General features: G+C 46.2%; 21 protein-coding genes. 13 read left to right on the plus strand and 8 right to left on the minus strand.

What is annotated here, in order from left to right; translation table 11 throughout:
* Nucleotides 1-266 precede the first annotated feature (266 nt).
* Entirely contained in the window at nt 267-1481 is a 1215-nt protein-coding gene (locus H8S84_RS06795) for a glycosyltransferase family 61 protein (protein WP_187066478.1), read from the plus strand.
* A gap of 143 nt (nt 1482-1624) precedes the next feature.
* Here the strand turns inward: H8S84_RS06795 and dnaB are convergent, their stop codons facing one another.
* The gene (gene dnaB, locus H8S84_RS06800; protein WP_187066479.1) at nt 1625-3199 is read right to left on the minus strand and encodes a replicative DNA helicase; all 1575 of its coding nucleotides are present in this window, start codon (nt 3197-3199) and stop codon (nt 1625-1627) included.
* A 156-nt stretch (nt 3200-3355) separates the two neighbouring features.
* On the opposite strand from dnaB, the gene H8S84_RS06805 reads away from it, so the two are divergent.
* Both H8S84_RS06805 and H8S84_RS06810 read left to right on the plus strand, forming a co-directional pair.
* The gene (locus H8S84_RS06805) at nt 3356-4732 is read left to right on the plus strand and encodes a UDP-N-acetylmuramate--L-alanine ligase (RefSeq protein WP_187066480.1); all 1377 of its coding nucleotides are present in this window, start codon (nt 3356-3358) and stop codon (nt 4730-4732) included.
* An 18-nt stretch (nt 4733-4750) separates the two neighbouring features.
* The gene (locus H8S84_RS06810; RefSeq protein WP_187066481.1) at nt 4751-5557 is read left to right on the plus strand and encodes a 3'-5' exonuclease; all 807 of its coding nucleotides are present in this window, start codon (nt 4751-4753) and stop codon (nt 5555-5557) included.
* Nucleotides 5558-5617: 60 nt separating this feature from the next.
* Here H8S84_RS06810 and H8S84_RS06815 read toward each other — a convergent pair whose 3' ends face one another.
* Together H8S84_RS06815 and H8S84_RS06820 are read right to left on the minus strand one after the other, a co-directional pair.
* Nucleotides 5618-6256, minus strand: coding sequence for a hypothetical protein (locus H8S84_RS06815; RefSeq protein WP_187066482.1), 639 nt, complete (start codon nt 6254-6256; stop codon nt 5618-5620).
* An 18-nt stretch (nt 6257-6274) separates the two neighbouring features.
* Complete coding sequence (locus tag H8S84_RS06820; protein WP_187066483.1) at nt 6275-7069, minus strand: M48 family metallopeptidase; 795 nt, start codon at nt 7067-7069, stop codon at nt 6275-6277.
* A gap of 369 nt (nt 7070-7438) precedes the next feature.
* On the opposite strand from H8S84_RS06820, the gene H8S84_RS06825 reads away from it, so the two are divergent.
* From H8S84_RS06825 to H8S84_RS06865, 9 genes are all read left to right on the plus strand, one after another.
* Nucleotides 7439-8050 (plus strand): fumarylacetoacetate hydrolase family protein, encoded by a 612-nt coding sequence (locus H8S84_RS06825; protein WP_187066484.1) that lies wholly within the window; start codon nt 7439-7441, stop codon nt 8048-8050.
* On the plus strand, nt 8010-9941 hold the full coding sequence (locus H8S84_RS06830) for a M23 family metallopeptidase (protein ID WP_230407059.1): 1932 nt from the start codon (nt 8010-8012) through the stop codon (nt 9939-9941). The genes H8S84_RS06825 and H8S84_RS06830 overlap by 41 nt, the downstream gene beginning before the upstream one ends.
* A gap of 11 nt (nt 9942-9952) precedes the next feature.
* On the plus strand, nt 9953-10402 hold the full coding sequence (gene bcp, locus H8S84_RS06835) for a thioredoxin-dependent thiol peroxidase (protein ID WP_187066485.1): 450 nt from the start codon (nt 9953-9955) through the stop codon (nt 10400-10402).
* A 94-nt stretch (nt 10403-10496) separates the two neighbouring features.
* Nucleotides 10497-11354, plus strand: a complete 858-nt coding sequence (locus H8S84_RS06840; RefSeq protein ID WP_187066486.1) for a transketolase — start codon at nt 10497-10499, stop codon at nt 11352-11354.
* 50 nt (nt 11355-11404) lie between these two features.
* Nucleotides 11405-12799: a vWA domain-containing protein gene (locus H8S84_RS06845; protein ID WP_187066487.1), complete on the plus strand. Its 1395-nt coding sequence runs from the start codon at nt 11405-11407 to the stop codon at nt 12797-12799.
* Nucleotides 12800-12872: 73 nt separating this feature from the next.
* Nucleotides 12873-13829, plus strand: coding sequence for a transketolase family protein (locus tag H8S84_RS06850; protein WP_187066488.1), 957 nt, complete (start codon nt 12873-12875; stop codon nt 13827-13829).
* Nucleotides 13830-13967: 138 nt separating this feature from the next.
* Nucleotides 13968-14507 carry an RNA polymerase sigma factor gene (locus H8S84_RS06855; RefSeq protein ID WP_187066489.1) on the plus strand — a complete coding sequence of 180 codons (540 nt, stop codon included), beginning with the start codon at nt 13968-13970 and terminating at the stop codon, nt 14505-14507.
* Nucleotides 14508-14542: 35 nt separating this feature from the next.
* The gene (locus H8S84_RS06860; protein WP_230407060.1) at nt 14543-14986 is read left to right on the plus strand and encodes a hypothetical protein; all 444 of its coding nucleotides are present in this window, start codon (nt 14543-14545) and stop codon (nt 14984-14986) included.
* Between the two features lie 7 nt (nt 14987-14993).
* On the plus strand, nt 14994-15431 hold the full coding sequence (locus tag H8S84_RS06865) for a hypothetical protein (protein WP_230407061.1): 438 nt from the start codon (nt 14994-14996) through the stop codon (nt 15429-15431).
* Nucleotides 15432-15494: 63 nt separating this feature from the next.
* Here the strand turns inward: H8S84_RS06865 and H8S84_RS06870 are convergent, their stop codons facing one another.
* From H8S84_RS06870 to H8S84_RS06885, 4 genes are all read right to left on the minus strand, one after another.
* Nucleotides 15495-17303 carry a DUF885 domain-containing protein gene (locus H8S84_RS06870; RefSeq protein ID WP_187066490.1) on the minus strand — a complete coding sequence of 603 codons (1809 nt, stop codon included), beginning with the start codon at nt 17301-17303 and terminating at the stop codon, nt 15495-15497.
* Nucleotides 17304-17482: 179 nt separating this feature from the next.
* Nucleotides 17483-18202 carry a dipeptidase PepE gene (gene pepE, locus H8S84_RS06875; RefSeq protein ID WP_187066491.1) on the minus strand — a complete coding sequence of 240 codons (720 nt, stop codon included), beginning with the start codon at nt 18200-18202 and terminating at the stop codon, nt 17483-17485.
* Nucleotides 18203-18378: 176 nt separating this feature from the next.
* On the minus strand, nt 18379-18642 hold the full coding sequence (locus H8S84_RS06880; RefSeq protein ID WP_187066492.1) for a hypothetical protein: 264 nt from the start codon (nt 18640-18642) through the stop codon (nt 18379-18381).
* A 96-nt stretch (nt 18643-18738) separates the two neighbouring features.
* A complete protein-coding gene (locus H8S84_RS06885; RefSeq protein WP_230407062.1) occupies nt 18739-18969 on the minus strand; it encodes a hypothetical protein in 231 nt (76 codons plus the stop codon).
* A 300-nt stretch (nt 18970-19269) separates the two neighbouring features.
* Between H8S84_RS06885 and H8S84_RS06890 the strand changes: the two genes are divergently transcribed.
* Nucleotides 19270-20364 (plus strand): MBL fold metallo-hydrolase, encoded by a 1095-nt coding sequence (locus H8S84_RS06890; RefSeq protein ID WP_187066494.1) that lies wholly within the window; start codon nt 19270-19272, stop codon nt 20362-20364.
* A 60-nt stretch (nt 20365-20424) separates the two neighbouring features.
* Here H8S84_RS06890 and H8S84_RS06895 read toward each other — a convergent pair whose 3' ends face one another.
* On the minus strand, nt 20425-20631 hold the full coding sequence (locus H8S84_RS06895; protein WP_230407063.1) for a hypothetical protein: 207 nt from the start codon (nt 20629-20631) through the stop codon (nt 20425-20427).
* Between the last annotated feature and the right edge of the window lie 23 nt (nt 20632-20654).

The raw sequence follows: 20654 nt of genomic DNA on the forward strand, positions 1-20654 counted from the left end.
TGAATCATATAAATCGCTTAACTCATGATCAAGTTTAAAATTAGGGTCACTCTTAATCTTTATCAAATAGGTTTTCTAATTGCTTACTACCGTTAATCTTTGTATTGAAGTATAAAATACTGACTTAGATAATAAGAAGTCGGTTTTGTGCAATTAAATACTAAATAACTGCATAACAATAAGTATATGAGCTAGTATACTGTTGATTGTAGCTGGTATTTGTCCACTGAGAGGTTCACATTGCTACATTACTTTTTGTACAATATATGCCACGAATATATAATAGAGTTTACCGTAAGCTAAATAGCCTGATTGACAAGCACATTCCTTTTAATCAATTTTATAGGCCAACTGGCTTTTATCAAACTCTCCAAAACTATGTAACTACCTCTGGTGCAGAACAGATAGTCGTGTACCCTCCTGAAAAGTCTACTTTAGATGTTCCGAAGGCGCTATTAAAAGCATCCGAAAATCAAATCTTCACACCACCAACTGGTGAACTGCCTGCTGCCTCGATAACAGCCATAAAACAGGGAAGGCTATACACCGACGGGACCAATTTTGCAGCAGTAATCTCAGAGGACAATAAATTAATCGGCGATATATCCCTACAGGTTGGCACCACTAATCCGGAAGAAAATGGGATATTCAACCACAAGTACTTTACATCTCCTTTGGGTTTGAAGGGCAACGTTTTCCATACGCTGATTGGTGGTAGCGGAGAGAACAACTACTTTCATTGGATGATAGACTCGTTACCGCGCCTGCACTTACTACAAAAAGCGGGTTGGTTTGATAAAATAGACTGGTTTGTGGTGCCAAAGCATAGCTTGCCCTATCAGAAGGACACACTCAGAATTCTAGGTATACCTGACACTAAAATTGTAGAAGGACACAGTGTAAACCATATAAAAGCTGACACACTATTTGCCTCTACCTTTGTCCGGAACATTGAACACATACCCAATTGGGCCTGCCAGTTTTTAAGAGACAAGTTTATACCTGCCGCGCAACGAATCATTCAAACTCCGAAGCGTATTTACATAAGCCGCCAGGATAGCAGTTACAGGAGTGTGACCAATGAAGCCAACGTTCTTAAAGTGCTGCACAAGTATGGCTTTAAAAAAGTAGAGCTTAGTGAATTGACTTTTACGGAACAGGTGAGCCTGTTTAAAAATGCTGAAGTTGTTGTAGCGCCTCACGGAGCTGGGCTCACCAACCTGGTGTTTTGCCGCCCAGGCACACAGGTAATAGAGTTGTTTGCTAGAGAGTATACTCCTCCATTATATGCCGATCTGGCTAGCAAAGTAAATTTAAAATATAATTACCTCACTAGTGCCTCTGCTCCTGCAGTGGTAAGTTTAAGAGCAGCGATGCAAAAGGGTGTAGATGTGCCGGTAGACAAACTGGAAAGTATGGTTTTGGAGGCGATAGCAGATGCAGTGCAAACAATGGAGCAGTTTAACCCGGAAGCAGTGTAGCAAATACCAAAAAAGAAAAGCCGCTGGTCTTTCAGACGCAACGGCTAATCTTCCTTTGGCTATTTCTTAAAGCTGTTCGTCTTTTGTATACTTTCTAAACAGCCCATGCTTAATTTTATTGCCTTACCTAAAGATCTATACTTTTAGAAAGGCGGTTCCTCATCAAAGTTAGACGCCGGGAAACCTCCCCCACTTCCACCATCGTTCATGCGGCTACCCAAACGGATAGATCCCGGTGAGTCGGCATCGAACGTGCTGTTTGGTAAGGCGTTGAATCCTCCCATCGGGTCGTCACCAAAGTTGTGGTCAAGGTTTGTAAACTTAGTAAACTTACCGATAAACTTCAACTGCACGTTCTCCAGCGAGCCGTTACGGTGCTTGGCAATAATCACCTCTCCTACTCCAGCAGTTGGGTTGCCCATCTCATCTTCAGTAATGCCATAATACTCCGGACGGTAGAGGAAACACACCATGTCGGCATCCTGCTCAATGGAGCCAGATTCACGAAGGTCGGATAGCTGCGGACGTTTGTCACCACCACGGGTTTCTACGGCACGGCTAAGCTGCGACAGGGCAATTACCGGCACGTTCAGTTCCTTTGCCAACATCTTGAGGGCTCGGGAGATAGAGGCAATTTCCTGCTCACGGTTACCACCACCTTTACCATCCGAGTTTCCGCTCATAAGCTGCAGGTAGTCAATAATGATCATCTGAATGTCGTACTGCGCTTTAAGTCGGCGACACTTGGTACGCAACTCACGTATCGAAAGACCTGGGGTATCGTCGATGTAAATAGGAGCTTCGGTAAGCTTTGCAATTTTGTGGTTCAGCTGTGCCCACTCATACTCTTCCAGGCTGCCTTTCTTAATCTTCTCCGACTCCAGCTCTGCCTCAGATGAGATCAAACGATTCACCAGCTGTAGCGACGACATCTCTAGCGAGAAAATGGCCACACCCTTGCCAAAGTCCACGGCGGCATTGCGCATGCACGACAGTACAAAGGCTGTTTTACCCATCGCCGGACGTGCCGCTAGTATAACTAAGTCAGATTTTTGCCAGCCGGATGTAACCCTGTCCAAAGCCACTAATCCGCTTGGCACACCTGTTAAACCATCTGCTTGCTTACGCTTTTCTTCAAGCTCCTTAATAGCCAGGTGCATGAGCGAGCGCATGTCGTCAAAGTTCTTACGGATGTTCGATTCAGATACTTCGTATAGCTTTGCCTCCGTTTTGTCCAGCAATTCAAATACGTCTGTTGTATCTTCAAAAGCACTGGAAAGCACCTCGGATGAAATAGAAATAAGATCACGCTTAATGGAGTTCTCTGTGATGATACGTGCGTGATACTCGATGTTAGCCGCTGAGTTTACGCGGGTGGTAAGCTGCGTTACATAATAAGCACCTCCTGCCAATTCCAGCTCGCCGTTCTCGCGCAGTTCGTGCGTCACTGTCAGGATATCGATCGGCTCCGACTTATCAAATAAGGCAAGTATGGCTTTAAAAATGCGCTGGTGCGCTTCTTTGTAGAAACTTTGCGGACGCAAAATATCGATTACGTTGGTAAGGGCATCCTTCTCCAGCATAAGAGCACCTAGCACGGCCTCCTCCAAATCAAGTGCCTGCGGCGGTTTTTTGCCTAATTCCGATACAACAGGGGCTTTTTTCTGCCATCCGTTGCGGTTGCCTGCAGGCCGCACATTCATTTTCATCTCCTCCATAAGCACAAATTTAAGAGTTAAGCCGTAGAAGCAATCTTTATAACCATGTTAATAATCCACAAGATATCCACAAAGTATCAACATATTAGTGTATAGCTATTTTATTTTAATTAAGGTCTTCTAACTTTGCTTGCTTCAGAATATATTGATTGGCTTATGGAGAAGGAAATACAGCACATACACCTGATTGCCACCGGCGGCAGCATTATGCATAACCTGGCTTTGGCCCTGCACGACAAAGGGCTGAAGGTAACAGGCTCTGATGATGAGATTTATGAACCAGCCAAAAGCCGACTGGCCGTCGCAGGTATACTTCCGGAGCAGGAAGGTTGGTTTCCGGAGAAACTGGATGCTAAACCCGATGCCGTTATACTTGGCATGCATGCCCGCCCCGACAACCCAGAGCTGAAGCGCGCCCAAGATCTGAATATTCCAATCTACTCCTTCCCTGAGTTTATCTACGAGCAAAGCAAAGATAAACAGCGCATTGTAATTGGGGGGAGTCATGGCAAAACGTCTATCACCTCTATTATTATGCACGTGCTCCAGCAGCTTGGCCGTAAGTTCGACTATGCTGTGGGTGCGCAGTTAGAAGGCTTTAACCGCATGGTAAAGCTCACAGACGATGCTCCAATCATTATCATTGAGGGAGATGAATATCTGTCTGACCCGATCAAGCGTGTACCTAAGTTCCATCTGTACCACCACCACATAGCTGTGATTAGTGGCATCAGCTGGGATCATATTAATGTGTTTCCGGACCCGGATACTTACCGCGACCAGTTCCGTATTTTCGCAGAGATGACACCAAAGGCCGGTACCCTGATCTACAACCAGGACGATGAGCAAGTGCTGTTAGCTGCCGTACCGCGCAACCCAGCTGACATTGCTTACATTGGCTACGGCGTGCACGACCACAGCATCCGCAACGGCAAAACCATACTTCATACTAAAAAGGAAGGCGATGTAGAGATACAGCTGTTTGGTGAGCACAACCTGCGCAACATCAATGCAGCCAAAGAGGTGTGTAAGAAAATCGGTGTGAAAGCACATGACTTCTACGAAGCTCTGAAAACCTTTAAAGGCGCTGCCAAGCGACTGGAGAAACAGGGCGAGAACAGCCACTCTGTTATTTACCGTGATTTTGCACATGCCCCATCAAAAGTAAAGGCAACCACAGAAGCAGTAAAAAACCAGTACCCGCAGCGCGAACTGGTGGCTGTAGTGGAGCTTCACACCTTTAGTAGTTTAAACAAGAACTTTTTGCCGCAGTACGCTGGAGCGCTAGATAAAGCAGACGAGGCCATTGTGTTCTTCAGCCCGAAAACTTTAGAGCACAAGCGTATGGAAATGATCTCGGAGCAGGAACTGAAGGAGGCATTCAGGAATCAAAGTATAAAAGTGTTTACAGATTCAGCTGCTTTGCAAGAACACTTAACCAGCCGCAACTGGCAAAACGCGAACCTGCTGCTCATGAGCTCAGGCACTTACAACAACATGGATCTGGGAGCTTTAAAACAAGCTATACTTTAATTTATACTTACAAAAGCTATGAAGCTGAACTTAAAGCGCCCCATGGTTTTCTTCGACCTGGAAACCACCGGCACCGATATCTGCAACGACCGCATTGTAGAGATAAGTGTTCTGAAGATTATGCCGAACGGGGAAGAGATCCTGAAAACCAGACGCATCAACCCTACTATTCCAATCCCGCTGGAGTCGAGCCTGATACACAAGATCTACGATGAGGATGTGCAGAACTGCCCTACTTTTAAGCAGGTAGCCAAGAACTTCGACGATTTTTTGAAGGGATGTGACCTAGGAGGATATAATTTGCTGCGCTTTGACATACCGTTACTGGCAGAGGAGTTCCTGCGTTGCGGCATTGATTTCGATATTGAGAACAGAAATGTAGTGGATGTTTGTCGTGTGTTTCATCAGATGGAGCAGCGCACTTTATCTGCTGCTTACAAGTTTTACTGCGATAAATCTTTAGAAAATGCGCACAGCGCAGAGGCCGATACCATAGCCACTTACCACATCCTGATGGCCCAGCTAGACCGCTACCAAAACACTCCGGTAGAAATTACCGAAGGTGTGGAAGAGTTTCCGGTACAAAATGACATGGAACAGCTGCACAAGTTTACCACCCAGAAAACCGCTGACCTATCGGGCAGGATAGTATATAACAATGCCGGCCAGGAGGTATTTAATTTTGGTAAGTATAAAAATGTGCCCGTAGAAGAGGTGCTGCAAAAAGAACCTACATACTACGACTGGATGATGAAGGGTGATTTCCCGCTTTACACTAAAAAAGTATTGACGCGCATACGCCTGCGCAATGTGCAGATGTCGTAATCTGTCTCGAACTAGTATAAACAAAAAAGGGCTGCAATAAAATTTGCAGCCCTTTTTTGTTTATGGTTTTGGAAGCGGTACCGGCTTCTGTGTCGGCCTGTCCATCTGCTTTAACCTTGAGTTTGTGAGTAGTTCATTAGCCTGTGAAGTTTTGTATCCGCAATTGTTTCCTGCTGCCCTCGACGAACATTCACAGCCTGTAATGGTGTTGCCCACAAACGTAAAGTAGCAAAACTCACAACCGGGGCCTGCATTGCAAATATACTTTGCACTTTTACTGCTCAGGAATAAACTATTATCGGCAGCCACATCCAATTGCAGCGCCATAGACCTGAATGCACCGTTACGTATCCCAAGCCCAACTAAGTAATAGCCCGGCTTGTCTGATTTATTTTCCTGCACCTTCCGGATCATTACCTTATCTACCACAGTGCCATCACCAAATTCTTGGATGAATGGCTGCAGCAGGTCTTTCCGGTCCACAATGTAATCTACGCTATCAAAAACCACTTGCGCGAGCAGCACTCCATCATACTTGGCTAGTGCCTCCTCCCCTTCCGCTACCTCAATTGGTTCTTCGCTATCTTCCGGAAAAGATTCTCTTCTGGTACAGGCAGTAGCCAGCAACAGCAAAAGCATCATACAGAATCCGATTTGTGAGGCGGCGCGCCAGTAGCGGCCAAGGGTGAACTTGCTCATGTGGTTATGTTGGTTAGGTTATCGTGCTTTGTAGTACTGCAAGGCCTCTGGCATGTGCTTCTTCAGGTCAGCCTGGCGTGTACCGGCACTTGGGTGCGTAGACAAGAACTCTGGTGGTGCCTGTCCTCCCTTTGCCTCCATACGCTGCCAAAACGGAATTGCCTGCTGCGGATCGTACCCGGCCATTGCCATAAATATCAATCCCAAACGGTCTGCTTCTGATTCCTGCGTGCGGCCATACTTTAATAAGCCTAGCTGAGAGCCTACGCCATAAACAGCCATTACTAAATTACTGGCTGTACCTGGCTGAGCGCCAGCCAATGCCGACAGCGTCTGTCCCCCGAACTGCTGTGCAAGCGCCTGGCTCATGCGTTCGCTGCCGTGTTTGGCGATAGCGTGCGCAATCTCATGCCCCATTACGACAGCAAGGCCGGTTTCGTTTTGTGCTACCGGTAAAATTCCTTCGTATACTACTGTTTTACCGCCAGCCATGGCAAATGCGTTCACCTGGTCATCTTCAATCAGGTTGTATTCCCATTTGTAACCCTGCAATTCGCTGCTCAGGTTGTTGGCTGCCATATACTGCTCCACAGCATTTTTGATGCGGTTACCCACTCGTTTTACCATGGCAGTTGCCTGTGCATTGTTTGATAACTTGTTCTCCTTCAAGAACTGATCGTAAGCCTCGTAACTCATTGCCTGCATTTCTGACTCCGACACAAGGCTTAACTGACGGCGACCTGTAATTGGAACTGTTGTACAGCCCACAAACATCGCCACAGCCATACTAAAAGCTATTAATTTCTTATACATCTTCTTTAACATTTAGTGGTTTTTAAAGCTGATTCAAATTTTGAACCATTTTTTCGAAAACCAAACTTTAATACATTAATAAATTATCATATGAATATATTACTGCAAGCAACAAACCTGTTATTATTAAGGCCGTGTTGCTAAACAAAGTGCAAAACACCTGTTGGTTATACGTTTTTAATCCGCTAAAATGTTCGAGGCGTGCGTAAAGGCAATATTTAACCGAAACGGATGTTGTACTTGTACAGGCTTGTAACTATACTTTGTGCCTGTCAGTAAAAACTCTTAGCTATAAAAATGTTACTTTATAGTGCGCAGAAACGTTAGAAACCCTATTTTTGAGAAACAGAACATTGCAAATCACCCTATATGAAGATATTAGCGATCGGCAGAAATTATGCCGAGCATATTGCCGAGCTTAAAAACGAAGTGCCCGATGAGCCTGTCATTTTTTTTAAACCCGACACAGCCATACTTAAGAACAACGATCCGTTCTATTACCCGGAATATACAAATGACGTACATTACGAAGTGGAGCTTTTGCTTCGCATCAGCCGTGAAGGGAAGAACATTGAGAAGAAGTTTGCCTCTAAGTATTACGATGCCATTGGCCTGGGTATAGACTTTACAGCCCGCGACCTGCAGGCAAAGGCAAAAGCAAAAGGCCTACCCTGGACTCTGGCCAAAGGCTTTAACGGCTCTGCTCCTATATCAGAGTTTCTGCCGCTCGAGCAGTTCCCCGATCTGCAGAACATCAACTTCAGGCTGGATGTTAACGGAGAGACCAAACAAAAAGGCAACTCTCAGATGATGCTCAACTCATTTGACGACATCATTGCCTACATTTCAAAATTTATCACATTAAAAAAAGGAGACATCATTTTTACCGGAACACCAGAGGGTGTTGGCCCGGTTAAAATAGGAGACAGATTAGAAGGGTATGTTGAAGATAAAAAACTTTTGGACTTCGAAGTTAAGTAAGAAGCCACTGGCTTTGGTTATACTTTCCTGGCTTGCGGCCGGCACTGCCTTTGCACAAATGGCGCCGAAGGCCGGGGAATTTCTATTCCCGATAAAGCCAGGTGAACGCAATTACCTGTCAGGTACAATGGGCGAGATACGCTCGAACCACTTCCATGGCGGACTGGATATCAAGACCGACCAACGTGAAGGTTTGCCCGTGTATGCTGCCGCTGATGGGTATATTTCAAGGGTAAAGCAGTCTACTTACGGGTACGGCAACATTATATATATAACGCACCCCACCAATGGCTTGGTGACCACTTATGCGCACCTGCGCGAATTTGCCAGCCCTTTAGCTGATTTTATACTTAAGAAGCAGTATGAGAAGAAGACCTTTGAGCTGGAGCTATTTCCGGAGCCGGACAAGTTCCCGATCAAGCGTGGCGATATTATTGGCTATTCTGGCAACACCGGTGGTTCTGGAGGTCCGCACCTGCACTTTGAGATACGCGATGAAAAAGACCGCCTGTACAACCCGCTCAAGTATAAATTTTCTGAAATACTGGATACGACGCCGCCGGATATTTACACTATTGGCATTACACCGCTAAACATCCATGGCCGTGTAAACGATGCATTTGAGCGCAGGGAATTCAGAACAGTTAAAAAGGGCACTAATTACGTGCTGCCTGATACAGTATATGCGCATGGGCTACTGGGGCTGGAACTGCAGACAATAGACAAACTGGATGGAGCCGCTAATAATAACGGTACACAGGAGGTGAGTCTGGTGGTAAATGGCAAGCAAGTTTACAACCATTACATAGACCAGGTGCCTTTTGAGCTATCTAGGCAGGTGTCGCAGCACATAAACTACAACCAGTACAAGCGTACGGGGCGCTCTTTTCAGAAGGCCTTTATAGACCATGGCAACGACCTGCCGCTGTACAAAGCCAACGGCCGCCAGGGACGTTTTAATGTGCACCCAGACTCTACGTACCAGGTAAAACTAGTGGCCCGAGACTCTTATGAGAATACCACTACCCTTAGTTTTGTGATCAAAGGTAAAAAGCCATCGTTCACCCAAACTACGTCCAAGGCAGTAAAGGGTCCTGCGCTGAGCTATGAGATTATTGGCAACATACTTAAAGTAAATGCCAGCGACACCAGCTCTACTCCTCAGAACATCGAGCTTTACAAAGACGGCAAAAAACTTATACTTGTGCCCAGTTACGTTAAAAACTCGGCTGGCATAGGCTTGTACGATCTTCGCGCTGGTGCTCCTGATTCGATCCGATTTTGCGGTGTTACGTCCGGCTTAGGCGTAGAGAAAGCAATTCCGCCTGCAACAGATTATACGTTCTCAAATAAATTTGCCAAAATACAGTTTAACAGCAATTCGCTTTACGATACCCTGTATTTCCGCACTAATCTGGATGGGGAAGTTTATACTATAGGAGACTATTTTACACCGCTGCACCAGGCCATACAGGTTACCATTACCCCGCCTAACATCAGCGAGATAAAGGACAAATCGAAAGCAGCAGTGTACTTCTTGGGCACGGGACGTGGCAGAGGTTATACAGGCGGAAAGTGGGACGGCAATAGTATTACGTTCAGCACCAAAAACATGGGTAAGTTTAAGGTGATGGAAGACGTAAAAGCTCCAACGATCAGGTTACTCGGTAAGAGTCCTACCCAGATCAGGTTCAAGATCGGCGACGACCTATCAGGCATTGCTTCCTTTAACGCTTACATAAACGGTGAGTGGCTGTTGATGAAGTATGAGCACAAAGAGGCGCTGATTTACTCCGAAAAATTAGATAAAAGTGTACCTTTGTCCGGTGAAGTAGTTTTGAAGGTGAAGGACATTGCTGGCAACGAAGCCACGTACACAACTAGAATCTGATTTTAAACCCAATGGAATTAAACATCGGCGACAAAGCCCCTGATTTCGAAGGAAAAGACCAGAACGGCAACACAGTTAAACTAAGCGATTACCGCGGCAAAAAGGTGTTACTGTACTTTTACCCAAAAGACAACACCCCCGGCTGTACCGCCCAGTCCTGCAACCTCCGCGACAACTACAGCGATTTGCAGCAGCAGGGCTACGAAGTGATCGGTGTAAGTATAGACAGTGAAAAGTCGCACCAAAACTTCATTGGCAAGTATGAGCTGCCCTTTACGCTGATAGCCGACACAGACAAAAAGATAGTAGAACAATACGGCGTGTGGCAGGAGAAATCGATGTATGGCCGGAAGTATATGGGCACCATGCGCTATACTTTCGTGATCGACGAAAACGGTGTCATACAGGACATCATCACCAAAGTGAAGACAAGTGACCACGCCAAGCAGATACTGAAATAACAACAAGCGCAGCTGTCCTTACGGGCAGCTGCGTTTTTCGTATATTTGACCTATTAATTCATAACTCATAATTCTTAATTCATAATTAACTACCGTGAATCCACACAACAAAAGCATTGAAGAGCTGAAAGACATTGCAGCACAGGTACGCCGCGACATTGTACGCATGGTGCACGCCGTTAACTCGGGCCACCCGGGCGGCTCGCTGGGCTGTACAGATTATTTCGTGTCGTTGTACTTTAAAGTAATGGACTACAGCACCGATTTCTCCATGGACGGTAAAGGCGAAGACCTGTTCTTCCTGTCTAACGGCCACATATCGCCGGTATGGTACAGCACACTGGCACGTGCAGGTTTCTTCGATGTGAGTGAACTGGCTACGTTCCGTAAGATCGATTCCAGGTTGCAGGGCCACCCGGCTACAGAAGAAGGTCTGGAAGGTATACGTGTTGCATCTGGCTCACTTGGCCAGGGATTATCGGTTGCACTAGGCGCTGCTCAGACAAAAAAACTGAATAACGACGACAAGCTGGTATATGTGCTGATGGGTGACGGTGAAGTAGAGGAAGGCCAAGTATGGGAAGCTGCCATGTATGCCGCACACCATAAAATTGACAACGTTATTGCCACTATCGACAGAAACGGCCAGCAGATTGACGGCTCTACGAACGAGGTAATGAGCCTAGGCGACTTGAAAGCGAAATTTGAAGCGTTTGGCTGGCATGTACTGGAGGCAAACGGCAACAGCTTCGAAACCCTACTTCCTGCCCTTGAAGAAGCAAAAAGAAGCACAGGCCACGGTAAACCGGTCATGATTATGATGGACACTGAAATGGGCTATGGCGTAGACTTTATGATGGGTTCGCACAAGTGGCACGGCGTAGCACCTAACGACGAGCAGTTGCAGATTGCCCTGCAGCAGCTGGCTGTTAAAGTAGCTTCTGACTATTAGCTGAAATAAGTATAAAAGCCTTTGCTTTACAGGATCTAGCTTTTGACGTGATGTTTTTCTGGCGCATAATTTTAGCAGCTATACTTTTCTTGCTGATGCTATCGGCAGGTGGCGCTGCTATTGCCCAGGAAAAAAAGCAGCAACCCAAAACCAGAATCCTGTTCCTGCTGGATGCCTCGGGAAGTATGCTGGCCAAGTGGGAAAACAGCGATCGTATGAGCGTTGCCAAAAATCTGCTGGCTGAACTGGTAGACTCCCTGGAGCAGTACGATAATGTGGAAGTGGCGCTGCGGGTATACGGTCACCAATCCGGCCGTGAACGCAACGACTGTAAGGACACGAAACTGGAAGTGCCTTTTTCTGCTGGAAACAACAGTGAAGCCATTAAGAAAAAGCTGGGGCAGGTTATACCACGTGGCAACACGCCTATCACCTACTCGCTGCAGCAAACGGCCAACGATTTCCCGGCAGACAAGGCACGTAACGTGATCATACTTATCACCGATGGCTTAGAGTCTTGCGGAGGCGACCCTTGTGCTGTTTCGCTTGCCTTGCAAAAGAACCGCATTTTCCTGAGGCCTTTCATCATTGGCATTGGTATAGAGCCGGAGTACGAAAAGCAGCTGAGCTGCATCGGCCAGTATTTTAATGCCGCTGATGTTAAGACTTTTGAGAATGTGCTGACAGAAATTGCCACACAAACGCTAAGCGAGACAACAGTAAGCGTGGAGCTGCTGGACGAGCAGAACCGCCCTACAGAGACGAACCTGAACCTGACCTTCGTGAATGCGGTAACTGGTGTGCCAGAGTATAACTATGTGCATTACCAGGACAGCAAAGGAAAGACAGACAAGCTGGAAATAGATGCGCTGATCCCCTACCACCTGGTCGTGAACACTACACCGATTGTGGTTGAGAAAGATCTGCAGATCAAACCAGGGCAGCACAACGTGATCCGGGTAAAGTCGCCGCAGGGAGAGTTATACTTAAGCCAGGATGGCCCCTCCCCTTACGGTGCTTTGTCAGCTATCGTGAGGCAGCAGGGCTCAACCGAAACGCTAAATGTACAAACCTTCGGCAACAGGCATAAGTACCTTACCGGCAAGTATGACATGGAGATCCTGACGCTGCCACGCATTTACTTAAAAAATGTAGAGGTAAAGCAAGGGCAAACCAACACGGTTACAATTCCGCCTCCGGGTCAGCTGGCTATTCCATCGCAGATGCAGGGCTACGGCAGCATTTACGAGCTCGATGATGCAGGAAGGCAAACGTGGATCTATAATCTGCCGGAAGACAACAGCAGAGTTACAGTGGCCTTACAGCCCGGAAAGTACAGGTTGGTTTACCGCATGAAATCAGCCCAGGCAAGTAAATTTACTGACGTGCAGGACTTCACAATCAGGTCAGGCGCAACAACAAACGTAAAAATTTTTAACAGATAAAAAGAACAGGCATGCTTCTGCAACTTAAAAGTATAAAACCAGGAGCCTGCATATAAAAAGCCAAAACACACAGATGAAAGAGTACACCTATTCAGAGAAAAAAGACACACGTTCGGGTTTCGGTGCCGGCCTGCATGAGCTGGGCAAAAACAACCCAGAGGTAGTAGCCCTTTGCGCCGACCTTACTGGCTCGCTTAAAATGGATGCCTTCAAAAAGGATTTCCCGGAACGTTTCTTCCAGGTAGGTATTGCCGAGGCGAACATGATGGGCCTTGCCGCAGGTATGACCATCGGTGGTAAAATTCCGTTTACCGGCACGTTTGCTAACTTCTCTACGGGCCGCGTTTACGACCAGATCCGTCAGTCTATTGCGTACTCTGGCAAAAACGTGAAAATATGTGCTTCGCATGCCGGCCTTACACTAGGCGAAGACGGTGCCACGCACCAGATACTAGAAGACATCGGCATGATGAAAATGCTGCCGCACATGACCGTGATCAACCCATGCGACTTTAACCAGACCAAGGCTGCTACTATGGCTATTGCCGAGTACGAAGGCCCAGTATACCTGCGCTTTGGCCGCCCGTCGGTTCCTAACTTCACTCCTGCCAATCAGAAATTTGAGATTGGTAAGGCAGTGATGCTGAACGAGGGTACAGATGTTACCATCATCGCTACAGGCCACCTGGTTTGGAAAGCCATACTTGCCGGTAAGATGCTGGAAGAGAAAGGCATCTCTGCTGAGATCATCAACATCCATACGATCAAGCCTTTGGATAATGAAGCAGTACTGGCATCGGTTCGCAAAACCAAGTGCGTGGTAACTGCCGAGGAGCACAACCGTTTCGGTGGTCTTGGCGACAGCGTGGCACAGGTGCTGGCAACTAACTTCCCGGCTCCGCAGGAGTACGTGGCAACCAACGATACATTTGGTGAGTCTGGTACTCCGGAAGAACTGATGGAGAAGTATGGCCTGACAGAGGGCAACATTGTTGCTGCTGCAGAACGTGCTATTAGCAGAAAGCAGTAGATTCTTAGAAATATTAATCTAAAATAGAGGGAGGTATTAAGTTATCTCCCTCTATTTTTTTATACTTGCTATCTTGAACAGAGATCATCAAAATTTATTCTGCATAGCTTAGCTGTTACCGGCTCCCATACCTGACCTGTGGAAGACAAGGAGATTTTAGAAAAATTCTCGCAACCTGAAAGCCAGAACCTGGCCTTTAACCAACTTGTGCGCAAGTACCAGCAGAAAATCTACTGGCACATCCGCAAGATGGTGATAGACCATGACGATGCCGACGACCTAACACAGGAAGTATTTGTGAAAGTATGGAAGAACCTGGGCAATTTCAGGCAGGATGCACAGCTTTACACCTGGATTTACCGTATTGCCACCAACGAGTGCCTTACCTTTTTATCGAACAAGAAAAAGCGTTTCTTTTTGCCGATACACGATGTTGCCAGTGAGCTTGCCGAGAAAATTGATACCTCACCGGATATCTCTGGCGATGAAATACAGCTAAAGCTGCAGAAGGCACTGCTGCGCCTTCCTGATAAACAGCGGCTTGTGTTTAACATGAAGTATTATGATGAGATGAAGTACGAGGAAATCTCTGAGATTCTAGGCACTTCGGTGGGTGCTCTGAAGACATCTTATCACCTGGCAGTAAAAAAAATTGAAGAATTTATTAAGCGAGATTAAACTTTTGCACGAGTTCTATATCTAACCCTTAGAGAATGAATAGAATGAAAGAGGATTTTAAACTGGATAACCTTCCAAAGCACAACATTTACCAGGTGCCCGAGCAGTATTTCGATCGCCTGCCCATGCGTGTGATGGAACGAACAGCTGGCGCTGAAAGACAGGTACCAGCCTGGCAGCAAAGCCTTTGGGCTCCGTTGCGCACAGCTATTGCCCCCCTAGTTTTACTCCTTGTGTTTGTAGGCGCGTTCATTGTTACCTTGCAACAGCAAAAGCAGGATGAGCAATATGCGTTGCAGCCTCTGGCCGAAGAAGAGATACTGGACTACCTGAGCTATAACGAAGACCTGGAAACAGCGGACTTTGCTGAGCTTAGTTCGATGTCTAAACAAGACTTTACAGAAGACTTCTTAAACATCAGCTCTGTAGCTGCCGAAGAGGAACTGGAGTATTACCATATCAGACACATTCAAGAATAATTCACCCATGAGACATTTTGTTATACTTATACTTTTCTGTGTGTTTGGCTTGGCCAGTACTAGTGTTCAGGCACAGGAGCGTAACGAGAATGTAGAGGCTGCTAAGGTTGCCTATATTACCGATAAGATCGAATTGACGGCAGACCAGGCGCAGAAATTCTGGCCCATCTACAACGAGTACGAGACCAAACGCCGCGAATTAATGCGCAACTACCGCAGTGGTTACCGCAGAAACCTGGAGGAGATGAGTGAGCAGGAAGCGAAGGCTAGAATAGATGAGATGTTCGATACCAGAGAAAGAGAGCTGGCCTTGGAGAAAGAATATGCTGCCCGTTACCAGCGTGTAATCTCTACGAAACAACTAATCAAGCTTTATCGCGCAGAACGAGATTTTACAAAACTCTTGCTTAAAAAGCTGGATGCCAGCAAAACAGCAAACAGATAATAATTTTGGCTAAAGTTGAGAAAAAGGCACTACCGTAACTGGAGTGCCTTTTTCATTTAATTATCAGCCTCTTTTCTGCTCCGCTATCCACTCATCAATCCTTTTCTCAAGCACAGCCAGTGGCATCACACCACCGTTTAATATTAAATCATGAAAAGCACTAATGCTAAACTTAGCTCCTAATTCACGCTCTGCCCGCTGTCTCAGCTCTTTTATTTTAAGCTCCCCGATCTTGTAACTGAGTGCCTGTCCGGGTATGGCCATGTAGCGTTCGATTTCTGCAACAGCTGCTTCTTCGCTTGTCAGTTCGTTATCTAGTGAATATTGTATTGCTTGTTCGCGCGTCCAGCCTTTTGCATGTATACCCACATCCACTACCAATCGTATAGCCCGGTGCATTTCGTCGCTTAGGCGGCCAAAGTATTGGTACGGGTCAGTGTATAGCCCCAATTCCTTACCCAGGCTTTCAGAGTATAAGGCCCAGCCCTCTCCAAAAGCACCATACCAGGCATATTTCCGAAATTTGGGTAGTCCCTCCTGCTCTTGTTGTATAGATATCTGATAGTGGTGCCCCGGTATCGCCTCATGCAAAAACAGCGACTCCATACCTACAGCGTTATACTTAGTGGCATCCAGGATAGGCACGTAAAAAATGCCTGGTCGGGAGCCGTCTGGGGCGGGTGGGTTATACTCTGCACTGGCAGAAGCAGCCCGAAATGCCTCCGTCTGCCGTACTTCAAACCTTGACTTTGGGGTAATGCCAAAAAGTTTGCTCAACTGTGGCTGCATGCGCTGCTCTATGCTGCGGTATCCCTCCAGAACTTGTTCTGGTGTTTTGAAAGGTGTAAACTTAGGGTTCTCATTCACATACTTAAAGAAAGCTTTCAGATCACCTTTAAAGCCAACCTGTTGCTTTACCTGCTCCATCTCACTGCGTATACGAGCCACCTCCTGCTGCCCTATGTTAAATATTTGGTCAGGTGTCATGTCGGTAGTGGTCCAGTAGCGAACCAGATAGCGGTAATACGCATCTCCCCCTTTTATGCCACTTATGCCTGAGGTTGATCTGCTTTTAGGCAAATACTCCTGTCTCATAAAATCGTGCAGCTTTTTGTACGTTGGGATGACTTCTTCCTTTATCGCCTTAGTGTAGGCTTGGCGTATGCTGTCTTTTTGTGCCGCAGTAAAACTAGCAGGCAAATTTTCAACAGGCGCCCAGAAAATGGTTTTCTTCGGATCATCCACCACCATTGCCTGCAACTGCGGCAACACCTTTTGTGTGAGCATGCGCGGAAGTATAACACCCATTGCCATGCCTCTGCGCATGTTGGCAATGGCAGTGTCACCCCATACTGTAAAACCCTTTATGCGCCCTAAGAAGTCCCTGTAATCCTCTGGCGTTTTAAATGGCTGGTTACTGGAGCCGGAACCAAGTTGCGCCATGGTTATAGGCAAACTCCAGAACTGGTTGATTGGCAACAGCTCACTGGGATAATTGAAAGCCTCTAACGATTTCTCCATTTCATACTTAAAGATATCATAGCTTACCTGCTCCTGCTCTGCCAACTTGCTTCTATCTAAGCTATTAATCTGGTCTAGGTACTTTTGGTAGAGCTGCTTTACCTGCTGTTTGTGCTCTTGACTCAAGTCATTTGGCAGTTGGTCATTATAGCGGCTATCTGCAATGGCAGTGGCCTCTAACGGAAAAAGCTTTAACCGCTCTTCGAAATAGTTCTCAAAGATCTGATCAATATTTTGTGCTGCCTGCACAGCCTCTGTTGCCTGTTCAGGTTCTGTTGTGCGTGTACAACTAACGGTGCCACTAAGTATAAGGGCTGATGCCAGGAAATAAGTGATATAATACTTTTTCATAGGATGAGAAGTATGGTTTGTTGTAATTATACTTTGTAGAGCCTTAAAAGTATAATCTTTTAGTTTTTTGGTTAGTTATACGACGATAACTTGAAGTGCCTTCCAAACAATCAGAAACAAAAAAGGTGAAGTCTGTTCAGCTTCACCTTTTCAAGTACATCAGGTACGTTTTATAATAGTTAATAGGCCTCCAGCAAAAAACCGATATCATCACCTGCCTTAAACTCCATTGGCTTCTCTGACTGAAGGAAGATGCGGGCAGAGTGTGGTCCTTTCAGCTCTATTCGATCGCCTTTAATGCGCAGCATACTACCTTCGCGCAGACCAACAACCGGCTGGCGGTTCAGGTGATGGAATTCTGCAATACGAGTTTCACGGGTTTCGCCCATATGTGTAGAGCCCTCAATCGGATCGAGGTAATGTGGGTTTATATTAAACGGCACCAACTGCAGCGCATCAAACGACTTTACATGCACAATAGGCATGTCGTTGGTGGTGCCAATGGATTTACCTGCCACGTTAGTACCTGCACTGGTGCCCATGTATGGCATCCCCTTCTTCACCCGCTCCTGAATCGGCTCTATAATTTTGCTAGCGTACAGGTTCTTTAGTAGCTGAAACGTATTACCACCGCCTATAAAAATTGCCTCAGCCTCCTGTACAGCCTTCACCGGGCTTTCGTGTTCGTGTATGCCGGTAACTTTGAAACCCCATGGCTCCAGCGCTTCTTTTACTTTAGCCGTGTAGTCGTTATGCGAGATACCACCCGGACGGGCATAGGGTATAAACAATACGCTGGACTTTCCATCCAACAGTGCCTTAACCTCCTCTTCAGCATGCTCCAGGTAACCTGTGCCGTGTGTAGTAGAGGTGCTTATCAAAAGTAAGTTTCTGCTCATGCTCAAAAATAGACATTCTGAGCCGATTTATAAATTAGAATTACTTTTTAGATATAAGAAGCAAGTCCGCCAAGTATAAATTGGAGATTGAGATCGGTCCTAGAGGGGAAACTGATGCTTAAAGAAATGTAATTCGTAATTCGTAATTCGTAATTCGTAATTCGTAATTCGTAATTCTACTCCTCTTTCTTCACGGTTTTGAGTTTGAGCTTAATTGTTTCTAAGTATGGCTCCAAGTGTTTATAGCTGGTGAGGCCACGCACGAGGCCTATACTTTTAAGATCATACAGGAACCATATCTCCACATAAAAACTATGGAACCAATAGAGGTCTATTTTACACCAGCCTTTTATGCGGTGGTATAAGTAATGTCCTTGGCTTAATACAAGTTCTGATTGCAAATGAGGGGGAAGCTCATTGAATTCTTCGGCGGTAATCATGGTAAAAATGTACTCCTATACTAGTCCGGCAAAAAATATTAAAAAAGGCTGCGCGAGGCAGCCTTTATAGTTTAACGTAATTTTTCTGAATTTGGTCTAGTTCAGGTGCAAAGTATAAAGCTCGAACCGCGACGAAGCAAAGCTCCAGTGCGAAGAAGAAGGGTGAATTTCGATACCGTCCTCATCCATAATAGTAATGGCAAAACCATCACCCTGGTTCAGAGGCTCCGAAAAATGCTTTACAGGGTACACCTTGCCTTCCTCAATCCACTCCTCCGGATCAAAGGCAGGCATCGACGCATCTATGCACTTTGCATAGACTGACATGTAGCTAGGTGGAACAAATAAATTAACCATAAAAAATAAACTTTGCTCTAATATAAATAATTCCCGCAAAACAGGAAATTAAATCGCCAGTATTTAAGGCAACTTGGTGTAAATAGCTCAAAAAACATGCCTCACTCGGCAACTGTCAGCTACTTTTAATTCTTATATTTTTAATCTGCAGCAGGTCAGGCAATAAAATAACAGTTAAGGATTTATTTGGTTTTAGAGACGGCCAAAATCAGAGGTGCCGCGTACTAAAAGTCTGACATTATTTCCCTAACTTTAAGTAAAGGCACGCCTATGGAAACAACAAAAAAACAAACCGCCGCGGCTAACCGGCAAACATTTCCTGTAGCGCCACGCGTGTGGGGCTTAAAAACAGTTTTTGTTAATTTATACTTTGTAGCCAACCCAGATGGCTCGTGGGTTTTGGTGGACACTGGCGTGAAGGGTTATGCGCAGCAGATTAAAAATGCTGCTGATGAGTTGTTTGGAGAAAACAGCGTACCGCAGGCAATTGTACTTACACACGGCCACTTCGACCATACAGGCACTGTTAAGGAGTTGGCGCAGCAGTGGCAGGTACCTGTTTACGCACACCCGATGGAGTTCCCATACTTAACCGGCAGATCCAGTTACCCACCACCTGATCCGAGTGTGGGTGGTGGCGCCATGGCTTACCTTTCGTTTATCTACCCTAAAAAGCCAATAGATATACACCAGTTGTTGGTGCTGTTGCCGGAGGATGGCAGCGTACCCGGTCTCGAAGGCTGGCATTGGATATCTACTCCTGGACATAGTCCCGGCCACGTGTCGTTTTTTAGAGAAGAGGACCGCGTGCTTTTGGCTGGCGACGCCTTTACTACGCGCGATGCAGAGTCAGCTATTGCCGTGATGACAGAAAAGCGCGAAGTGCACGGACCACCAAATTATTATACCCCGGATTGGGGTAGCGCACACAGATCCGTAGAAGCACTTTTAAACCTATCACCTAAAATAGCTGCCACCGGGCACGGTATGCCCATGAAAGGAGAAGAACTCATCTGGCAACTGGAAGACCTGGTTAAAAGTTTTTGGCTGAAGGTTGTGCCAAAACGCGGCCGTTATGTACACGAACCTGCTATCACCGACGAAAAAGGAATTGTTTTTTTACCGCCCCCAGTCAGCAACACTGTACCAAAAGTATTGGCTGTGGCCGGTGCAGTAGCAGTGGCAGGAATATTCTGGATGGCGATTAGGGACAAAAACTCGAAGCAAAAGCAAAGCCGCCAGCGACAGCCGCAGGCTTACGGTAAAGATAGGCCCTTTTCGCACAATCGCGTCATGACCGGCTTCCCTCCTACTATTGATCCGGAGCACGATGACCCGGAAGCGCACACTAATAACTATCCGTAGAATAGCTAAAAGGCCAGGGGCAATTGCCCCTGGCCTTTTAGCTATTATTAATATTTATACTTAAGAACTTGATTTGCCGGAACCACTTTTCTTGCCGCCGCCGTCCTGTTTGTTAACGGTAGCCCAGGCTCTTTTCTCAGCTTCTTTGTGGCTTACACCCCTATCTTCGTAGCTGTTCTCGATGTGTTCGGCTTTTCTTTTCTGCTTATCTGTGTAAGCTGATTTATCTCCTTTAGACATAATATCCTCCTTTTCATAGTTAAACATTACAGGCCACCATACGGCGGCAC

Source organism: Pontibacter cellulosilyticus (assembly GCF_014306105.1).
GTDB lineage: Bacteria > Bacteroidota > Bacteroidia > Cytophagales > Hymenobacteraceae > Pontibacter > Pontibacter cellulosilyticus.

Excerpts from the sequence above, each read along its gene's own strand:
- H8S84_RS06860 (WP_230407060.1), top strand. The coding sequence starts at position 14,543 with ATGAATAGAATGAAAGAGGATTTTAAACTGGATAACCTTCCAAAGCAC.
- H8S84_RS06865 (WP_230407061.1), top strand. The coding sequence starts at position 14,994 with ATGAGACATTTTGTTATACTTATACTTTTCTGTGTGTTTGGCTTGGCC.
- H8S84_RS06820 (WP_187066483.1), bottom strand. The coding sequence starts at position 7,069 with ATGTATAAGAAATTAATAGCTTTTAGTATGGCTGTGGCGATGTTTGTG.
- H8S84_RS06870 (WP_187066490.1), bottom strand. The coding sequence starts at position 17,303 with ATGAAAAAGTATTATATCACTTATTTCCTGGCATCAGCCCTTATACTT.
- H8S84_RS06815 (WP_187066482.1), bottom strand. The coding sequence starts at position 6,256 with ATGAGCAAGTTCACCCTTGGCCGCTACTGGCGCGCCGCCTCACAAATC.
- bcp (WP_187066485.1), top strand. The coding sequence starts at position 9,953 with ATGGAATTAAACATCGGCGACAAAGCCCCTGATTTCGAAGGAAAAGAC.
- H8S84_RS06885 (WP_230407062.1), bottom strand. The coding sequence starts at position 18,969 with ATGTCAGTCTATGCAAAGTGCATAGATGCGTCGATGCCTGCCTTTGAT.
- H8S84_RS06795 (WP_187066478.1), top strand. The coding sequence starts at position 267 with ATGCCACGAATATATAATAGAGTTTACCGTAAGCTAAATAGCCTGATT.
- H8S84_RS06845 (WP_187066487.1), top strand. The coding sequence starts at position 11,405 with ATGTTTTTCTGGCGCATAATTTTAGCAGCTATACTTTTCTTGCTGATG.
- H8S84_RS06850 (WP_187066488.1), top strand. The coding sequence starts at position 12,873 with ATGAAAGAGTACACCTATTCAGAGAAAAAAGACACACGTTCGGGTTTC.
- H8S84_RS06880 (WP_187066492.1), bottom strand. The coding sequence starts at position 18,642 with ATGATTACCGCCGAAGAATTCAATGAGCTTCCCCCTCATTTGCAATCA.
- H8S84_RS06895 (WP_230407063.1), bottom strand. The coding sequence starts at position 20,631 with ATGTTTAACTATGAAAAGGAGGATATTATGTCTAAAGGAGATAAATCA.
- H8S84_RS06890 (WP_187066494.1), top strand. The coding sequence starts at position 19,270 with ATGGAAACAACAAAAAAACAAACCGCCGCGGCTAACCGGCAAACATTT.
- dnaB (WP_187066479.1), bottom strand. The coding sequence starts at position 3,199 with ATGGAGGAGATGAAAATGAATGTGCGGCCTGCAGGCAACCGCAACGGA.
- H8S84_RS06810 (WP_187066481.1), top strand. The coding sequence starts at position 4,751 with ATGAAGCTGAACTTAAAGCGCCCCATGGTTTTCTTCGACCTGGAAACC.
- H8S84_RS06830 (WP_230407059.1), top strand. The coding sequence starts at position 8,010 with ATGTTGAAGATAAAAAACTTTTGGACTTCGAAGTTAAGTAAGAAGCCA.
- H8S84_RS06825 (WP_187066484.1), top strand. The coding sequence starts at position 7,439 with ATGAAGATATTAGCGATCGGCAGAAATTATGCCGAGCATATTGCCGAG.
- pepE (WP_187066491.1), bottom strand. The coding sequence starts at position 18,202 with ATGAGCAGAAACTTACTTTTGATAAGCACCTCTACTACACACGGCACA.
- H8S84_RS06805 (WP_187066480.1), top strand. The coding sequence starts at position 3,356 with ATGGAGAAGGAAATACAGCACATACACCTGATTGCCACCGGCGGCAGC.